This window comes from Isoptericola nanjingensis (assembly GCF_050311635.1).
GTDB lineage: Bacteria > Actinomycetota > Actinomycetes > Actinomycetales > Cellulomonadaceae > Isoptericola > Isoptericola nanjingensis.
Genome location: NZ_JBNOZL010000002.1, coordinates 92,411 through 110,603 on the forward strand (window position 1 = coordinate 92,411; position 18,193 = coordinate 110,603).

Annotated in this window: 14 protein-coding genes and 1 tRNA gene; 7 read left to right on the plus strand and 8 right to left on the minus strand. The window is 73.6% G+C overall.

What is annotated here, in order from left to right:
• Window positions 1-10 precede the first annotated feature (10 nt).
• Window positions 11-1,180: an alpha/beta hydrolase gene (locus ACQP6G_RS03285; RefSeq protein ID WP_429762777.1), complete on the plus strand. Its 1,170-nt coding sequence runs from the start codon at window positions 11-13 to the stop codon at window positions 1,178-1,180.
• On the opposite strand, the gene ACQP6G_RS03290 is transcribed toward ACQP6G_RS03285, so the two are convergent.
• Together ACQP6G_RS03290 and ACQP6G_RS03295 are read right to left on the minus strand one after the other, a co-directional pair.
• Window positions 1,113-1,658, minus strand: a complete 546-nt coding sequence (locus ACQP6G_RS03290) for a GNAT family N-acetyltransferase (RefSeq protein ID WP_429762778.1) — start codon at window positions 1,656-1,658, stop codon at window positions 1,113-1,115. The two genes, ACQP6G_RS03285 and ACQP6G_RS03290, sit on opposite strands and share 68 nt — an antisense overlap.
• Before the next feature lie 157 nt (window positions 1,659-1,815).
• Entirely contained in the window at window positions 1,816-2,328 is a 513-nt protein-coding gene (locus ACQP6G_RS03295) for a low molecular weight protein-tyrosine-phosphatase (RefSeq protein WP_429763207.1), read from the minus strand.
• A gap of 80 nt (window positions 2,329-2,408) precedes the next feature.
• On the opposite strand from ACQP6G_RS03295, the gene ACQP6G_RS03300 reads away from it, so the two are divergent.
• Window positions 2,409-3,332, plus strand: coding sequence for an SDR family oxidoreductase (locus tag ACQP6G_RS03300; protein ID WP_429762779.1), 924 nt, complete (start codon window positions 2,409-2,411; stop codon window positions 3,330-3,332).
• A gap of 347 nt (window positions 3,333-3,679) precedes the next feature.
• Here the strand turns inward: ACQP6G_RS03300 and ACQP6G_RS03305 are convergent, their stop codons facing one another.
• Window positions 3,680-4,651: a sensor domain-containing diguanylate cyclase gene (locus ACQP6G_RS03305; RefSeq protein ID WP_429762780.1), complete on the minus strand. Its 972-nt coding sequence runs from the start codon at window positions 4,649-4,651 to the stop codon at window positions 3,680-3,682.
• Window positions 4,652-4,846: 195 nt separating this feature from the next.
• Between ACQP6G_RS03305 and ACQP6G_RS03310 the strand changes: the two genes are divergently transcribed.
• Entirely contained in the window at window positions 4,847-8,212 is a 3,366-nt protein-coding gene (locus ACQP6G_RS03310) for a DUF5979 domain-containing protein (RefSeq protein ID WP_429762781.1), read from the plus strand.
• 17 nt (window positions 8,213-8,229) lie between these two features.
• Entirely contained in the window at window positions 8,230-9,027 is a 798-nt protein-coding gene (locus tag ACQP6G_RS03315) for an alpha/beta hydrolase fold domain-containing protein (RefSeq protein ID WP_429762782.1), read from the plus strand.
• Between the two features lie 15 nt (window positions 9,028-9,042).
• Here the strand turns inward: ACQP6G_RS03315 and ACQP6G_RS03320 are convergent, their stop codons facing one another.
• From ACQP6G_RS03320 to ACQP6G_RS03330, 3 genes are all read right to left on the minus strand, one after another.
• Complete coding sequence (locus tag ACQP6G_RS03320) at window positions 9,043-9,975, minus strand: ornithine cyclodeaminase family protein (protein ID WP_429762783.1); 933 nt, start codon at window positions 9,973-9,975, stop codon at window positions 9,043-9,045.
• Between the two features lie 180 nt (window positions 9,976-10,155).
• Window positions 10,156-12,858, minus strand: coding sequence for a pectate lyase family protein (locus ACQP6G_RS03325; RefSeq protein ID WP_429762784.1), 2,703 nt, complete (start codon window positions 12,856-12,858; stop codon window positions 10,156-10,158).
• Between the two features lie 213 nt (window positions 12,859-13,071).
• Window positions 13,072-13,926 (minus strand): DUF3800 domain-containing protein, encoded by an 855-nt coding sequence (locus tag ACQP6G_RS03330; protein WP_429762785.1) that lies wholly within the window; start codon window positions 13,924-13,926, stop codon window positions 13,072-13,074.
• 188 nt (window positions 13,927-14,114) lie between these two features.
• On the opposite strand from ACQP6G_RS03330, the gene ACQP6G_RS03335 reads away from it, so the two are divergent.
• Window positions 14,115-14,672, plus strand: a complete 558-nt coding sequence (locus ACQP6G_RS03335; protein ID WP_429762786.1) for a small multidrug efflux protein — start codon at window positions 14,115-14,117, stop codon at window positions 14,670-14,672.
• Window positions 14,673-14,798: 126 nt separating this feature from the next.
• On the opposite strand, the gene ACQP6G_RS03340 is transcribed toward ACQP6G_RS03335, so the two are convergent.
• Window positions 14,799-15,575, minus strand: a complete 777-nt coding sequence (locus ACQP6G_RS03340) for a hypothetical protein (RefSeq protein ID WP_429762787.1) — start codon at window positions 15,573-15,575, stop codon at window positions 14,799-14,801.
• A gap of 1,048 nt (window positions 15,576-16,623) precedes the next feature.
• Window positions 16,624-16,707 (minus strand) — tRNA-Leu (locus ACQP6G_RS03345).
• Between the two features lie 254 nt (window positions 16,708-16,961).
• On the opposite strand from ACQP6G_RS03345, the gene ACQP6G_RS03350 reads away from it, so the two are divergent.
• Both ACQP6G_RS03350 and ACQP6G_RS03355 read left to right on the plus strand, forming a co-directional pair.
• Entirely contained in the window at window positions 16,962-17,681 is a 720-nt protein-coding gene (locus ACQP6G_RS03350; protein ID WP_429762788.1) for an FHA domain-containing protein, read from the plus strand.
• Between the two features lie 10 nt (window positions 17,682-17,691).
• The gene (locus ACQP6G_RS03355; RefSeq protein ID WP_429762789.1) at window positions 17,692-18,192 is read left to right on the plus strand and encodes an FHA domain-containing protein FhaB/FipA; all 501 of its coding nucleotides are present in this window, start codon (window positions 17,692-17,694) and stop codon (window positions 18,190-18,192) included.
• Window position 18,193: the final 1 nt, after the last annotated feature.

The window sequence follows — 18,193 nt, forward strand, 5'->3', positions numbered from 1 at the left end:
CCTTCGGGTCGTGGAGCAGGCCGGCACGAGCAGCGCGTGGGAGCCCGACGCGCTGCCCGGCTTCGAGCGGCTGACCCTGCCGCTGGAGCCGGACTTCGAGGGCGACGTCGTCGCGACGCTGGTACGGAGGGCCGTCGAGCCCGGCGTCGCGACGTCCGGCCTGCCCGCCGGCGACACCGGGCGGGACGCGGGCATCGACGTCCTGTACGTGCACGGCTGGGTGGACTACTTCTTCCAGACCCACCTCGCGGCGTTCTGGGAGCGGCAGGGCGCGCGGTTCTACGCCCTCGACCTGCGCAAGTACGGCCGCAGCCTGCGCGAGCACCAGACGCCGGGCTTCGTCACCGCGCTGGCGACGTACGACGAGGACATCGAGGCCGCGCTGGCCGTGCTCGGCCACGGCCCGAAGCCGTCGTCGGGCCGACGGCTGGTGCTCATGGGCCACTCGACGGGCGGGCTGGTGCTCAGCCTGTGGGTGTCGCACCGGCCGGGCCGCGCGGACGCGCTGGTGCTCAACAGCCCGTGGCTCGAGTTCCAGACCCGCAGCGTGGGCCGGTGGATGCTGGAGCCGGGCCTGCGCGCCCAGGCCGCGCTCGCGCCGCGCAGCCACCTCGTGAACGTGGACCTCGGGTTCTACACCCGCAGCGTGTCCCGGCGGTTCGACGGCGCGTGGGACATCGACCCGGCCTGGCGGCCCGACACGGGCTGGCGCACCACCCCGGCGTGGCTGTCCGCGATCTTCCAGGGGCAGGAGCGCGTGTCCCGCGGGCTCGGCATCGACGTCCCGGTGCTGGTGCTGCTGTCCGCCCGCTCGACGGCGCCCGTGCGGTGGAGCCCCGAGATGATGACCACCGACTCCGTGCTCGAGGTGGGCGGCGTCGCGCGCCGGGTGCCCGCACTGGGCAGCCTCGTCACGCTGGTGCGCATCGACGGCGCCATGCACGACGTCACGCTCTCCGCCCCCGCCGTCCGCGACGTCGTCTGGCGCGAGATCTCCCGCTGGGTCGGCGCCTACGTGCCCGCCGCGGCGCCGGCGGCCGAGCCGGAACCGCAGGGCGTGGCCGCCTGGTGGCGCCGCGCCTTCGGCCGCGGCCGCCCGTCCCGGCGGGCGGTCACAGCGCCCGCACCAGCTCGACCTCCTCGCCCTGCTCGAGGACGAAGCGCTCGCCCGACGGCGTGAACCCGAGCTTGCGATAGGCGGCCTGGGCGCGCGGGTTGTCGACGTGCACGCACAGCCGCGCCCGCTCGACGCCGCGGCTCCGCGCCCAGTCCTGGGCGCCGTCGAACAGCCGCGCCAGCAGGCCGGCGCCGCGGTGCTCGGGCCGGACGAACACGCCCACCAGGTGCACCTGCCGCTGCGTGACCGGCCCGCCCAGGACGTCGGTCGCGCCCGGCTCCTCGACCAGGCCGGTCGTCGTGCCGACCCAGCGCCCGTCGGCGTCGACGGCGACGAACGCCGCCACCGCGTCGCTCGTCGCGTTGCCGCGCGCCCGCTCCTGCCAGAACGTGTCCGGCCGCGCGGCCGCGACGTCGTGCGTCTCGAGGAACGCCACCGGGGCCGCCGGGTCCTGGAGCGCCGCCAGGCGCAGGTCGCGGGTCTCGCGCCACTCGTCCTCCCGGGCGCGGCGGACGGTGAGCAGGGCGGGCGGGGTCGTCATGAGCCGATCCTGTCACCTCGGGACCCGGCACGGCCGCCACCCCGCGAGGCAGGACCCGACACGCCGAGGTAGTGCAGGATCTGCCGAGGTAGTACGGAACCCACCGAGGTAGTACGAGATCTCGCGAGGTAGTCAGGGTCTCCTGCTACCTCACGCGTCACGACGCGCCGAGGACGCGGGCGCGGACGTGCGCGACGACGCCGTCGGCGGCGGCCTCGACCTCCGCCAGGGTGGTCTCGAAGCCGGACTCGTCGCCGTACCAGGGGTCGTCGACGTCGAGCAGGTGCTCGTCACCGCCCGGCTCGACGACGGGGGCGTCGGGGTCGAACGACCGGTACAGGCGGATCTCGGCGAGGCCGGCGGGCCCCGCCGCGCCGTCCGCGAGGCGGCGCAGGCGGCGCGCGTGCTGCGCGGTCATGGGCAGGACCAGGTCGTGGTCGGCGAGGTCCGCGGGGGTGACCTGGCGGGCGCGGTGGCCGTCGCCCGTCGGGTAGCCGTGCGCGGCCAGCGTGCGGCGTGCGCGGCCGTCCACGGGGTTGCCGTGCTCCTCGTCGCTCACGCCCGAGGAGTCCACGACCACGCGGTCGCCGAGCCCGGCGGCCTCGAGCCGGTCGCGCAGCACGATCTCGGCCATGGGGGAGCGGCAGATGTTGCCGGTGCAGACGGTCATCACGCGGTACGGGGTGGCGGTCACCGGCCCATTCTCACCTCTCGCCGAGCCCCGCCCCTGATCCGTGCCTACCGTGAGGCATGGCGAGATGGGCGGCGGACGGGCTGATCGCCGTGACCGGCGCGAGCGGGCGGCTCGGGTCACGACTGGCGTTCCGGCTCGCGGCGGAGGGCGCGCGGCAGCGGCTGGTCGTGCGGGACCCGGCGCGCGCGCCGCGGCTCAGCGACGGCCGGGCGCTGCCGGTGTCGGAGATCGCCGTCGCCGACGGCTTCCACGACGCCGACGCGATGCGGGCCGCGTTCGACGGCGTGCGCACCGTGTTCCTGGTGAGCGCGCGCGAGGCCCCCGACCGCGTCGCGCAGCACGTCGCGACGATCGACACCGCCGCGGCGGCCGGCGTCGAGCGGGTGGTCTACACGTCGTTCGCGGGCGCGGCGCCCGACGCCGTGTTCACGTTCGCCCGCGACCACTGGCACACGGAGCAGCACCTCGCCGACGTCGCCGCGCGCACCGGGCTGCGCTGGACGGTGCTGCGCGACAACCTCTACTTCCACGCGCTGAGCACGTTCGTCGGGCACGACGGCGTGATCCGCGGCCCGGCGGCGGACGGGCGCGTGGCGGCCGTGTCGCACGACGACGTGGCGGACGTCGCGACCGCCGTCATCCTCGACGAGCGGCCCGCCCGCCACGACGGCGCCACCTACGAGGTCACCGGGCCGCAGGCGCTCACCCTCGACGAGGTCGCGGCGACGCTCGGCCGCGCCGCCGGCCGCGACGTCACCTACCACCCCGAGACCGAGGAGGAGGCGTACGCCTCCCGGGCCGGGTACGGGGCGGAGCCGTTCGAGCTCGACGGGTGGGTCACGTCGTACGCCGCCATCGCCGCGGGCGAGCTGGCGCACGTCTCCGACGACGTCGGCCGGCTCGTCGGCCGGCCCGCGCGCTCGCTCGCCCAGTGGCTCGACGACTACCCGGGCGAGTGGGCGCACCTGCGGCGCGCCTGATCCCGGTCGGCTCGTGCTGCGGAGTTCACCCTGAGGAAAACCCTTGGCCTCCCTCGCCGGGCGGGCGTAGCGTCGTCGGCACATGAGAAAGGAGGTGATCGGAGCAGTGAAGACTCTTCGGACCCATGAGGTGGTCGCGCGCTAGTCGCGTGCGCCCTTGAGCGTTTCGCGCTGTCGGCCTGACGACCTGATCATTCGTCGGACCGTTCGGCGCACGGGACGGGTAGCGAGTTCCTCGCGACCACCGGATCCCGCGGGTGCCGTGCCCTCGTCCAGCACGGCAGGAGGTTCGACCTCCGGCCCGCGGGCTCTTTGCTGTCCGGGGGAGGAGTCGTCCTGGGCGGTCGTCAGACCAGCATCGCCGCGCGGCGCTCCCGCAGCAGGCGCCGTTCCGCCTGGGCGACGAGCTGGTCCGTGTCGGCGGCACCGGCCACCGACCACGCGGCGGCCGAGTGCAGCGCCGGCCACGCCACGCCGTCGAGCCCGCCCTCCAGCCCTCCGGACGGCGCGGCGACCTGCGCGAGCAGGTGCTGGCGCAGGGCGTCCGCGGAGGCCGCGGCCTGGATGTCGTCCATCGCCGGCAACGTCGCCAGGACGGCGAAGCCGTCGCCCTCCACACGACCCGCCTCGCAGCCGGCGGGCAGCGCCGCCCCGATCCGCGCCGCGAGCTCCCCGAGCACCGCGTCCCCGGTGTCCTGCCCGTGGTCGGCGTTGAGCCGCGCCATGCCCCGCACGTCGAGCAGCACCAGCACCACACGGGTCGCACCGCCGCGCACGAGCGCGCAGCGGTGCCGCAGCGCGTACCAGGTGGCGGCGCGCCCCGGCAGGCGGGTCAACGGGTCGTGGGTGGAACGCTCGGCCAGCTCGGCGACGACGGCGCGCATCACGTCGGCCGTGCTCGCCGCGCCCCAGCCCGACGGCCCGCTCACCAGGACGTCGTCGTACCGCCGGTCCGCGGTGCGGGCCATCGCGAGCGTCGCGACGTCCGCCAGCGCCGTGCCGGGCTCGACGACGAGGGGCGACCAGTCCGCGACCGCCCCGGTCGGGCGCCGCTCCAGGACCGCGCGCCCGTACCCGAGGCGCCCGGTGAGCGCCGCCGTGAGGCCGGCCCGCGTGACGATGCCGGTGCGGGCGGGCTCCGTGTCGTCCTGCACCGCGACCGATCCCACCTCCGGACGCCGGAAGATCACCTCGAGCTGCCCGACGGGCAGCGTGGAACCCACCACCAGCACCGGCTGCGCCAGCGCCGCGACCGACCCCACGCGCGCCGTCCGGCGGGGGGCGACGTGGCGGGCCAGGCGGGCGATCTCGTCGTGCACAAGCGGAAGTATGGCCACCCGGTGACCCGGTCAGAGGCGCTCCGCGGAGATGTTCGCCGAGCGTTCGCCGGCCGTTCAGCCGGGGCCTCGGAAGCGGCCTCGAAACTTGGGAGCGCGACCACGCAGCGCCCACGATCGCCCGTCCCTAGAGTGTCGCGAGGGTACGCGATGTCTGTGATGTCTCGGGGGCGACACATGCGAAGGACGAGCACGGCGGTCGGGCGCAGGACGACGAGCGGCCTGCTGGCCGCCGCGCTCGCGCTGGGCGGGCTGGTGGGCCTCGGTGCGCAGACGGCGACGGCACCGCCGGCGGCCGCGGCCGAGGGCGACGTCAACCCGTTCACGTCCGCCGGCGGCTACACCGTCTACGCGCAGCGCGACGCCTTCGCCGGCAACCAGGAGCTCGAGGGCTCGTTGGCCGCGGGCCGGAACTTCGCGCGGACGACGGCCGAGCAGTGGGCCGTGATCCACGTCGCCGCCGGCACCGCCGACTACACGGTCCCCACCGTCGACGGCGACCCGAACCGCCTGCTGATCGGGCGCTTCGACCCCGACACGGGCCGGAACGTCGGCGAGGTCAACATCACGAGCCGGGGCGCGACCACGTCCGACAACGTCGGCACGCTGAAGATGGTGGACCGCGACCTCGGGCCCTTCGAGACGTCGGCCCGCGGCGAGAGCTGGGTGCGCGTCTCGCAGCCGGGGTCCGCACCGCCGCTCATCGACGCGACGGCGCAGACCTATCCCGCGGACGCGCAGCCCCCGACGGGCGGCAACACGTCCATCTTCACGGCACAGACGGGCGGCACCCAGGACGTCGTCGCCGGGTACGTGCAGGCGAACCAGGACGCGACCACCGAGGAGAGCGCGCAGTGCCTCGCGGCGATGGCGGACCCCGACAGCCAGGACGCGCACCACGTGACGGTCGCGGAGGACGACGGCGACCGCAAGGTGCTCGCCCCGCTCGCGGCCGACCGGCCCAACGTGGTCGCGTACGAGGACGTCGCGGGTGCGAGCCTGCTCCAGTTCTCGGCGGGCAGCCCCACCCCCGGCCAGGCGAACCCCCTGATCATCCGCGTGCCCGCGGGCACCACCGACGTGCACGGCCTGCGCGTCGACCCGCAGGGCCAGTTCTCCCCGTACATCCTGTGGGACCTGTCGGCGGTGACGGGGGATGTGACGGTCGAGAACACCGGCAGCCGCATCGACGGCTCGATCTTCGCGCCGTTCGCCGACGTCACGGTCGACGCCGCGCCCCTCGACGGCCAGGTCATGGGGCGGGACGTCACCCTGCTGGGCGGCGAGGTGCACTCGTTCCTGTTCGCGAGCACGATCCCGTGCGGCGAGCCGCGGGGCACGTTCGAGGTGGACAAGGAGCTCGACGGCATCACCGCGGGCGACCTGCCGGAGGGCACCACCTTCGCCGTGGACTGGACCGCCACGTCGCCCGACGGCGAGGTGCTCGGCACCGGGACGCTCGAGCTGCCCGCCGACGGCTCGCCCGTGCGCCCGACGGCGGTGGACGGCACCCCCCAGACCTTCCCTGTCGGCACCGTGATCACGTTCGAGGAGCAGACGCCGGACGCCGTACCTGGCTGGGAGTGGGGGGCGCCGTCCGTGGCCCCGAACCCGGTGACCATCACCGCGGACGGCGACGGCGTCGTGGCCGCGACGGTGACGAACACCGCGGAGCGCACGACCGGCACCTTCGAGGTCGCCAAGACCGCGTCGGACGGCACCGAGGACCCGCCGACGGTGCCCGAGGGCACCACCGTCACGGTCCGGTGGGAGGCGGAGTTCCCCGGGGGTGGCGTGGGCACGGCCTCCGGCACCATCGAGCTGGTGGCGAACGCGGACGGCACCTTTACGCCGCAGGGCCCAGTGGACGACCAGGGGGACCCGGTGACCTTCCCGGTGGGCACCGTGATCCGCCTCGTGGAGGTCGACGCCGGCGCGGCGCCGGACGGCTACGACTGGGGCGACCCCACGTGGAGCCCGGGCCAGGAGTTCACCATCGAGCGCGGTGGCGAGGCCGTCACGGTCGATCTCGCGAACCTGCTGGTGCCGGAGTCGGGGACGGCGTCGTTCAGCGTCGTCAAGGTGCTCGACCTGGACGCCCCGGTCGACCCGGAACCGCAGTTCTCGATCGAGTACACGTTCGACCCGCCCGGCGGTCCGCGCGAGGCCCGGCAGCGGGAGATCGCCGTCGGCGACCCCATCACGATCGACACCCTGCTCGACGGCGAGCCCATCCCCGCCGGCAGCACGGTGTGGGTGCAGGAGCCCGCGCCGACGGCCGACGGCGGCATCACCTGGGAGGACCCGGTGCTCACCGCGAACGGGGAGCCGCTCACCGACCCGGACGAGGACGGCTTCTACCCGATCGAGCTGACGGGAGACGAGACCGTCGCGCTCGAGGTGTCCAACGTCGGGCAGGTGGCGACCGGCACGTTCGAGCTGTCCAAGACGCTCGACGGTCCGCAGGCCGAGGACGTTCCCGAGGGCACGGAGTTCACGGTGGGGTGGACGGCGACCTATGTCGACGGCACCACGACCAGCGGCTCCACCACCCTCGCCCCGGACGGCGAGCCGGTGGCCCCGACGGACGCCGACGGCGACCCGCTCGACTTCCCCGTCGGCACCACGGTCACCTTCGACGAGGCGGACCTGCCCGACCTCCCCGGCTGGGACTGGGGCGAGCCCACGATCACGCCGGCAGAGATCACGGTGGGTGATGGTGAGACCGCCGAGGTCGTCGTCACCAACTCCGCCACGGTGGAGCACGGCACGTTCGAGGTCTCGAAGGCCCTCGAGGGCGCCGACCCGGGCGACGTGAGCGGCGACGGGTTCACCGTGCCGTGGACCGCCACCCTGCCCGACGGCAGCACCGACAAGGGGGTGCTCACCGTGCCGGCCGACGGTTCCGCCGTCGGCCCGGACCGCGAGTTCCCGGTGGGGACGACGGTGCACGTCACCGAGGACCCGCCCTCCGACGCGATGCTGCCCGACGGCTGGACCTGGGCCGTCCCGACCTGGTCCCCGGGCAGCAGCGTGACGATCGACGAGGGCACCGGCACCACGGCCTTCACGGTGACGAACTCGGCCGTCCCCATCACGACCCTGCGGGTGGAGAAGCTGGTCGAGGGCGCGGACCTGCCCGACGGCACCCGCTTCCCGGTCGAGTACCGCGTGGACGACGGCCCCGTCCAGGAGGGCGACCTCGTGCTCGGCGACCCGTTCGTGGCGGACGACGTCCCGCTGGGCACCACGGTCGAGATCCGCGAGGCCGACCCGCCCGCCGTCGACGGCAGCACGTGGGCCGCGCCGCGCTGGGCGATCAACGGGCAGACGCTCGAGCCCGACGACGACGGCTGGGTGGTGATCCACGCGAACGACGAGCGGCTCAACGCCGTCACGCTGACGAACACGGCCCGCCCGACGACGCCGGGTGGCCAGCTGCCGGAGACGGGGTTCGGCGGCGGCACGCTCCCGCTGCTGGCCCTCGGGCTGCTGCTCCTCGGCATCGCCGTCCGGCTCGTGGCGCGCACGCTCCGGGCCTGACGGGTGAGGATCGTCCCGTGACTCCCGAGCCGGAGGGCGTGCCCGACGTCGCGGCGCTCCGGCGCGGCGCCCACGAGCGCGCCGTCGCCCGCCCGCGGCGGCCGTTCGCGGGTGCGGTGACGGACCTCGCGACCGACGGCGTCGCGCTGCGCCGCTACACGCCCGACCGCCGTCGCCCCGGCGCCGCGGTGGTCTTCCTGCACGGCGGGTACGGGCTGTTCGGCGACCTCGAGCTGCAGGACGGCTGGTGCCGGCGGGCCGCCGAGGCGCTCGGCGTCGTCGTGCTCGCCGTCGACTACCGGCTCGCGCCGGAGGCGAGGCTCGACGACGCCGTCGTGGACGCGCTGGCCGCGCTCGACCTGCTCGCCGGCGACGGCTTCGACCGCCTCTATCTCGACGGCGACTCCGCGGGCGGCGCCGTCGCCGTCCTCGCCGCCGCGCGCACCGCGCACCCGCTGGCCGGCCTGCTGCTCACCAACCCCAACCTCGACCTGTCGCTCGAGACCTACGACGACGACCTGCCGGGCGGGCCGGGCCGCGAACTCTCCACGTACGCGATGCGCGCGTGGACCGGCGTCGAGCCCGCTGACGCGCCGCGCCTGCAGCGCTCCGCGCGCGGGCTGCCGCCCACGCTGGTGGCCGTGGGAGAGCTGGACTCGCTGCGCCCCGAGGCGCGGGAGCTCGCGGACACCTGCCGCCGCGACGGCGTGCCCTGCCGGCTGGTCGAGCTTCCCGGCGCCGAGCACGGGTTCGTCGGCACCGAGCGCGCCGGCACGGTGCTCACCGAGGCCGCGGCGTTCTTCCGCCTCGCCTGAGCACCGCCCGCCGGCTCAGGCCTCGTCCGTCTCCGCGACGCCGACCGCGACGGCGAGGTCCTGCCACGACATGCCGGAGCCCTTGAAGACGTTCGGCCGGTCCGTGGCCCGGGCGTGGCCGCGCACGACGTCGGCGAGCGGCACGAGGTCGTCGACACGCAGGGCGCCCTCGTGGACGGCGAGGACCACGTCGCCGCACTCGCGCATCGCGGTCGCACGGTCCTCGACGACCACGAGCGCCCGCCCCATGAGCCCGGCGTCGAGCTCGCGACGGTCGGGCTCGTGCGAGCCGATGGCCACGACGCACGCGCCGTCGCGCACCAGGGCGCCGTCGAAGAGCGGCGCGCCCGCCGACGTCGCGCACACCACGAGGTCGGCGTCGGCGACGTCGGCCGTGCCTCCCGCGCGGGCCGGCAGGCCACGCGCGACCAGCGCCTCGACGGCCGCCGCCAGGCGCCCCGGGTCGCGGCCGACGAGCGCGACGTCGTCGAGGTCGCGGACCGCCGCCATCGCCACCGCGTGCTCCACCGCCTGCGGCCCGGTGCCGACGACGACCAGGCGCCGCGCGTCCGCCGCGGCGAGGTGGTCGACCGCGACCGCCGAGGTCGCGGGCGTGCGCAGCTCGGTGAGCGCCGACCCGTCGATCTGCAGCCGCGGGGTGAGCGTGGCGGCGTCGAGCAGCAGGTAGGTCGCCTGGATGCGCGGCAGGCCGCGGGCCGGGTTGTCCGGGGCCACGGACGCGATCTTCACCCCGGCCCAGTCGCCGAGCACCGACGGCATGAGCAGCAGGTGCCCCGCGCCGGCGGCCACCGACGACCGTGCCGGGTCGTCGGCCGGGTCGAACCCGTCGGCCAGCGCCCGCTCGACCAGCCGGCGGGCGTCGTCGGGCCCGATCCGGCGGCGGACCTCGTCGCCCGTGACGAACGGCAGCCCCGTCCCGGCGCTCATCTGCTTTCTCCCGGCCCTCGACGTCACGGACGGGGCCAGGATGCCACGGGGCCGCCGCGGGGATGCGCAGGCCGGACGCCCGCAGCACGGGCCGGCCGGCCCGTCGGAGGGGTCGACGGGCCGGCCGGGGTCGGGGTGACGGCGCGCCCGCGCAGGGCGCGCCGTCAGGGGCGGATCGGCTCAGCCGAAGGTCACCTCCAGCGAGCCGTCCGCGGCGAAGGACCAGTCGAGGTCGCCCGCGTAGGCGCCGCACGCGGAGCCGTTGGAGCCGGACCAGAACTGGTTGGTGCCGTCGTCGCTGCCGACGATCCGGTCGTTCGACCCGCTGTCGCACGACACGTTGCCGCTGAACCGGTGCGTGCCCTCGTCGAAGTTGAAGTTGCGCTCCTCGTTGCCGATGCTCACGTTGTCGCTGACCGTGATCGAGCCCGGGTTGCTGTTGTACGTGAGCCCGTGCTTGCCGTTCTCGTAGGCGATGCTGCCCGTGATCACGTGGTCGACGGGGATGTCCTCGCCGCCCAGCTTGTAGCCGTTGCGGTCGCCGCTGCCGGCCTGCGAGCCGTCCGACAGGGTGCCGTTCTCGTAGGAGAGCGAGTCCTCGATGGTCACCACGCCGATGGGGCCCGTGTCGGACTTGGCGTACAGGTCCCAGCCGTCGTCGATGTTGTTGTGCGCCACGCAGTCGCGGAACACGTTGCCCTCGCCGACCGTCAGCTTGGCCGCGAAGCCGTCCGCGTCCTCGCCGTCGGAGTCGACGTTGTCGTAGGACTCCGAGCTGAGCACCAGGTTGTCCGACGGCCACTCCGCCTTCGGCGCACCGGCGACCAGGCGGGCGATCTGCAGGCCCGTGTCGGCGTTCCCGCGGGTGACGACGCGCTCGATCACGTTGTCGTCGCCGCCGAGCAGGATGCCGTTGTCGCCCGAGTTCTGCACGGTGATGCCGTACACGTGCCAGAAGTTGCCCCCGATGGCGAGGCCGCGGTTGGCGGAGTCCTCGGCCTGGGCGGAGAAGTCGAGCACCGGCTTCTCGCCCGGGTACGCCGACAGGAGCGTGCGCTCCGACGACGTCCCGTCGTTGCCCGGCTCGATCGTGAGCGTGTCGGCCAGGTCGTACTGGCCGCCGCGCAGGTAGATCGCCCCGCCCGGCTCGACGGCGGCGATCGCCGCGGCGACCGTCGTCGGGTCCGCCTCGGTGCCGGCCGCGCCGGCCGAGCCGTCGGGCGCGGCGTAGATGACCTCACCGCTCGGGGTCGGCGGGTCCGTCGGGTCCGTGGGGTCCGTCGGCGGGTCCGTCGGGTCCGTGGAGCCCTGGCCGGCGTACGTCTCGAGCTCGGCTACCTTCGGTGTGCCGGAGGCGCCGGTGATCTCGAGGTCGAGCTTGCTCAGCGTGGTCGTGGGCAGGTTGACGACCCCTGCGCGGCTGCCGGTCGCGAGGACGGCGCCGTTGTCGTGGTTGACGATGCGGAACGCGGTGATCGTGCCCTCGGAGCCGGCCGCCTCGACGACCTTGGCCTGCGCCACCGTCTGCGGGGCGGCCCACTTGACGGACACGCGGCCCGTGGTGCTCGTCGGCGACCAGAAGGTGCTCAGGTTGCCGTCGGTCACGTTGCCGAAGCTGCTGCCCGACGCCTTGGTCGAGCCGTCCGCGCCGGCGCCCAGGCTGAGGTTGGTGCCGCTCGGCTCCTCCGTCGGCGGGTCGGTCGGCTCACCGGTCGGCGGGTCGGTGGGCTCCTCGGTCGGCGGGTCCGTGGGGTCGGTCGGGTCCGGCGTCGTCGCCTCGCACGAGCCGTCGGACACCTTGAGACCCTTGTTCGCGCCGGCGGTCGCGGCGACGACGTCCGGCACGCAGCCGGCGTCGTCGAGCGAGTAGTCGTAGGGGATGCTGACCGTCGTCGTGGACGTCGGGTTCGGGCCGGCGGGGTTGTTGTCCTCGCCCGGCTCCGACCACGTGACGTTGTCGAAGGTGTTCCCGGCGACCTGCCAGTAGCCCGGCAGGTCGGTGTAGAACGTGCCGAGCACGTCCTTCGAGTCCTGGAAGTAGTTGTTGTCGACCTTGGCCTTGCCGCCGGCGCGCGCGTTGATCCCCGACTCGTGGATGTCGACGTAGTGGTTGTTGTAGATGTGGGCCGTCGCCCCTCGCAGCAGGGGGAGGCGAGAGTCGATGTTCTCGTAGAGGTTGTGGTGGTAGGTGACCGGCCCGTTGCCCAGGTCGCTGTCGCCCGAGCCGACGAGTCCGCCGCGGCCGGAGCCGCGGAGGATGCTGTAGGAGAGCGTCACGTACTTCGTGTCGCCCTTCATGTCGAAGAGGCCGTCGTAGCCCTCGGACTCGCCGCCCGAGGCCTCGAGCGTCACGTGGTCGGCCCACACGTTCGAGACGCCGGACTCCATGCCGATCGCGTCGCCGCCGTTGGACGTCGGGGAGCCCGACTTCTTGACGTTCTTGACCGTGACGTTCTGGATGATGATGTTGCTGGCCTCGCGGATGTGGATGCCCACCTGGTCGAACGTGGCGCCGCTGCCCACCCCGACGAGCGTGACGTTGCTGATCTGCTTCAGCTCGATCACGCCGTCCGCGGTGTTGCAGCTGTCTCCCGAGACCTTGCTCGTGTTGCCGTGGTTGATCGTGCCCTCGACCTGGATGGTGATCGGGGTGTCCTCCGAGGCGCGGCCGCACAGCGCCTCGTGGATCTGGGTGCCGGTCGTCGCCTTCACGACGGCGCCACCGGAGCCGCCCGTCGTGCCACCGTTCTGGGTGGCGAACCCGGTCGGGCCGGTCTCTGCCGCCTGAGCGCCGGGGAGCGTCAGAGCCGTCACTCCGATCGCGGCGGCCAAGGACGTCGTCACCCCCGCCGCCAGGAGTCGTCGCGCTGCTTGCCGTCTCATCGTTGCTGCCTCACCTTCGTCGTCGAACGCGGGACTTGCAGCCGGTGCCGAGGCCGCTCCGCACGGCGGTACGACCGCTGTCCGCCACCCACATTGGTTACGAACAGATCACAGCAACCGGTTTCCTGACCGTAGGGGACCGGTTTCCCGGAGCGCAACCCCCAATTTCACCCGGTGCCGGGTGGGGCTGACGGTTGACGGCACTGCCGGGCGTCAGGCAGCGGGCTCCGCAGAGCTCCGGGCCCACCCGGCCAGGAGGTCGGCGACCTGCACGCGCGGATCGTGGCGGGAGTCCACCTGCCGCACCCCGAGGAGGGGCGGAGGAGCGGGCGACGCCGCGGCGGCGAGGCTCGCGGCCAGGACCGCGGTCCGCTGCCGCGTGAGCGCGCTCTGCTCGTCGTGCACGACGACGACCGAGCGGTAGCCGTCGCTCCATCGCAGCACCGTCTCGGCCAGGGCCGGCACCAGCGGCTCGAGCGGCGGCGGGACGGCGGGGTCGCCGTCGAGCAGCCGGTCCAGGACCGCCACGACGTCCCGCAGGGTCAGGCCGGCCAGCTCCGGCACGCCGTCGGCCACCACGCCCGAGACGAGGGCGAGGAACCGGCCGACGGCAGCAGGGTCCGGCCGGCGCCGGTGCTTGAGGTGCGTCATCGCGACGAACGCGGCGAGGACGTCGCCCCGGCCTCGCAGGACCGCGACCGCGCGGCCGTGGTCGCGGCCGAGGCGCGACCCGTCGAGGTACGACGGCTCGCCCGTGAGCAGGTCGAGCACCCGCCCGGCGACGTGGTCGCGCTTGTCGACGACGTGCACCGTCGAGCGGCCCGCCAGCTCCGCCAGGAACCACTCCACCGCCTCCGGCTGCCCCGGCCGCAGGAGCAGGTGGGCCTTGTGCTCCTGAGTCCGACGGTGGTTGAACCGCGACCGCAGCGTGCCGAGCACCGCCGCCGCCTCCTCGCGGGTGAGGTCCACCCCCGCGTGCGCGATCACCGGCGACGCCGGGTCCAGCAGGTTCGTCCCGGAGAACCCCGACTCGTCGCACGCGATCTCCACGACGGCGGGCGCGGGCATGACGTCATCGTGGCGCGGCCGCCCGCGTGCCACCACCTCGTCCCGCCGACGCCCGCACCGCATGACACATGTCATGGCCCAGACGTGCGGTCGACACAGGAGCCGGTGACGGGGGGCACTACCAGGTGCTCCCCGCCCCGGGTGGACTGGGGACAGCCCCATGACGACCGACACCCAGGGAGCACACCGTGAACCTCGTCGACACGTTCCAGGACCTGGTCGCCCAGGTCCCCGAGCTCGCCCAGCCGCTGATCGTCGCGGTCGCGGCCATGATCCCCTTCATCGAGGGGGAGGGCGGCGCGACCATCGGCATCCTCGGCGGGATCCACCCCGCCGTCGCGGCCGCCGCCGCGATGGTCGGCAACTTCCTCGCCGTGACCGCCGTCGTGCTGGCCAGCGCCGGCGCCCGCGACGCGGTCGTGAACCGCCGTCGCGCGAAGACCCGGCAGCGCAGCGCCGTCCCGGTGGGCTCCGGTGCCGTGAAGGACGCGACGATCCCGGCCGAGCCGGCGGACGACCGACGCAGCGCCCGCCGGGCGAAGTTCCAGCGCGCGTACGAGCGCTACGGCGTCCCCGGCGTCAGCCTCCTCGGCCCGCTGCTGCTGCCGACCCACTTCACGGCCTCGATGCTGGTGGCGTCCGGCGTCGGCAAGGCCCGTGTGCTCGTCTGGCAGGCGGTGGCGATCGTCGGCTGGACCACGGTCACCGCCGTCGTCGCCAGCCGGTTGCTGAACCTCGTCTACTGAACCGTCTCCTGGGACGCCGTCAGCGCACGACGTCGTAGACGAGCTTGACCACGCCGTTCGCGCACGAGAGTTGACGGACACGTCGCGCGGAGGCGCTGATCTCGGGTGCGAGAAGGGTGCGACGCGTCAGACCTTTGGGGTCGCGGTGGTCGTGCCGCCCCCGTTGGTCGTGGTCGGAGCGATCGTGACACGGTAGTTGTACTTGTGCGAGGCCGTGAACTTGTAGGTCTTCAGGCCGTACTTGTCCAGGGTGATCGTCTTGCGCGTGTGCCAGCCGGTGGAGTTCTTGTACTGCACCTTCACCTTGGCGTACGAGTACGAGTGCCAGCCGGACGGGGTGTACCTCTTCAGGCCGATCTTGACGGTCTTGTGGCTGCCGCTCGAGGTCACCTGGATGACGTTGCCGTACTTGAGCTTGCCGTCGATCGAGGACTTCATCATGAAGGTGCCGCTGGAGTACGAGGCGTCCTTGAGCGTGACGTCCGGCGTGGTCGAGTTGTAGTCGGTGTCGACCACCACGCGCACGTTCTTCACCTTGAAGGTGCCGCGGCCCCAGGACGACTTCGCGGCGATGTAGGTGTCCAGGCTCTTGTAGTTCTGCGAGGCGACCGAGCCCAGGTCGAGGTTCTTCGCGACGCGGGTGCTGCCGCGGTAGACGTCGGCGGAGATGTCGGCCCACCAGTACTGGCCGTAGCCGCTGAGGTTGCCGAGCTTCACGCTCGTGCGGACGTCGTAGTACTTCGTCGCGGAGTTGGTCCCCGTGCTGCCGTTGGAGGGCGTGACCTTGATCGAGGTCACGTCGATCGCCGGGGCGGTGGCTGCGGTCGCGGGAGCGACGGCGGTGCCGAGCAAGAGCGAGGCCGCCGCCACCGTAGTGACCGCGAGCTTGGACAGGATGCGCATGGGGACCCTTTCGAGGGGAGAAGTGAGCCGCGCGGATCCTATTCAGGTGCCCGTGATATGTGCCCGCCGAAACCACCGCCCGGACCGCCCAGGACCTGCAGTAGCGGATACCGGAGAGCGGCCTCGCCGGCGCGCCGACAGGTCGCGCAGGCCCGGGATGCCGGGCCTCGCGGGGGCTGACCGGTCGGCCCCCGCCTCCCGCGCCGCCCTCCCGCGCGGCACGCTGCCGTCGCCCGAGGGCCGAAGATTTCACCCACTCAGCGCACGCTCAGCCGCCTCCGTGGGTGCGCAGAGGGCCCGGGCCAGACAGACACCCGCTTCCTCACCGATCGGTAGGCATGAGGCGTCGGTTCTTCGACCTTCACCGCCTGAAACGGGCCGACGGTCGGGACGGCGCCAGCTCGCCGGAAACGACGAAATGCTCTGGCCTGGCGCAACTGCTGAGCCCCGGGAGCGTCGAGCACACCCTGACCGGATCGTCAGACACCCCTGGACCCCGGCGGCACACCAGGAGGGGGTGCAGCGACGACGGAGAGCCGCCAGCCCCGCGACGGTCAGCGTGGCGAGCTGTGTTGCAGCGTTCCGAAGCCGGCGACTCGACGGCGCCTCCACGTGGCCACGCGACCACCGCAGACGGTCGCGGCGTTGCCCCGCCGGACAACTCCATGGGCTGAGGCCATGGCACCCCGTCCTCGCTGTTGGCACATGCTCCAGGCTTCTCGTGGAGGGTCGCCGCCAGGGCGAGCGAGGGTCGGCGAAGTAGACCGGCAGCCTCGTGGCCAGGGTCAGGGCGCCATGGCGGGCCATCTCGGCGCGGGTGCATGGACAACTCTCGCTCGGAGCACGGTCTACCCGACGACCGCCTCGTCAACGTCATCCTCCCGCTGCCCGCACGACGGGACTTCACCCCGGTTCGACGCCGGGAAGCGGGGCCCGCGCCGTCGCCCAGCCAGATCGCACCCCGCGGAACGCAGAAAGTCCCGGCCAGGAGAACCTGACCGGGACTTTCCGAAGGTGTTCCGACCCTGAAGCCGAAACCCTCCTCACGTGCGCGAGGGGGGAGTTGAACCCCCACGCCCTCTCGGGCACACGGACCTGAACCGTGCGCGTCTGCCTATTCCGCCACTCGCGCGTGCCGCAGAAGATTAGCACGGCGCGGGGGGTGCTCCCCAATCGCCTGGCGAGGGCCTCGCGCACCCCGGAAAGGGCATGGTCCCGCCACTGGTGGCGAGCGTGGCGGCCGTCACCGCACCGTGACCTGCCGGTCCCGCTTCTGCGCCGAGCGTTCGCAGGAAATCCACACCGCGCGGAGGAGTGGTGCTGCGGCGCTGCCTACGATCTAGATAGTCTGCCCGCGGACGTGTCGGGCCAATGGGAGGAGGTGGCATGGGCGCCCTGGATCGCTTCGAGAAAGGCGTGGAGCGCGTGATGAACAACGCGTTCGCGAAGGTGGGTCGCAACAGCGAGATCAAGCCGGTCGAGCTGGCGAGCCGCCTGCGGCGCGAGATCGACGACCGCGCTGCCGTCGTCGGGCGCGACCGCACGGTCGTGCCGAACGAGTTCACCATCGAGCTGTCGTCCGCGGACTTCTCGCAGATCGACGCCTGGGGCGCGGAGACGATGGCCGACGAGCTGGCCACGAACCTCACCGAGTACGCCGCCTCGCAGCACTACGCCTTCGTGGGCCCGGTCAGCGTGTCGTTCGAGGAGCACGAGGACCTGCCGGGCGGTCGCTTCCAGCTGCGCTCCGCGACCGTGCGCGGCAACGTCGCCCCCGCCACGTCGGCGGCGCCGTCCACCCGCCACCCCCTCATCGACATCGACGGCCAGCGCTACCTGCTCACCGGCCCCGTGACGGTCATCGGCCGCGACGCCGAGGCCGACATCGTCGTCGACGACCCGGGAGTCTCGCGCCGCCACCTGGAGATCCGCGTGACGCCGGACGGCGTCGTCGCGACCGACCTCGGCTCCACGAACGGTCTGTTCGTCGAGGGCCACCAGGTGCCCGCGGCCACGCTGCTCGACGGGAACACCCTGACCATCGGCCGTACCCGCATCATGTTCTGGACCGGCAGCGCCTCGGGCCAGCAGAACGAAGGCTGGTGATCCCCCCAGGATGAGTGAGCTGACGATCACCCTGCTGCGGCTGGGCTACCTGGTGCTGCTCTGGGTGTTCGTGCTCTCCGCGATCGCGGTGCTGCGCCGCGACCTGGCACCCCGGGGCGCCCCGCGCGCCTCCAAGTCCGAGCGTCGTCGCGCGGAGGCCGCACCCGCACCCTCCGCGGGCGCCCCGGCCGCCTCCGCACCCGCGCCCGCCCGGCGCGGCGGGCCCACGCGCCTGGTCGTGACGACCGGCCCGCTGGCCGGCACGACCCTTCCGCTGTCCTCGGCGTCGATCCTCATCGGCCGGTCGCCGGGCTGCACCCTCGTGCTCGACGACGACTACTCGTCGTCGCGCCACGCCCGCATCTTCCCGCAGGGCGACCAGTGGTACGTGGAGGACCTCGGGTCGACGAACGGCACCTTCATCGGGGACACCCAGGTGTCGGGACCTCAGCCGCTGGCGCCGGGTGTCGGCGTCCGGATCGGCCAGTCCGTCGTCGAGCTCCAGGGGTGAC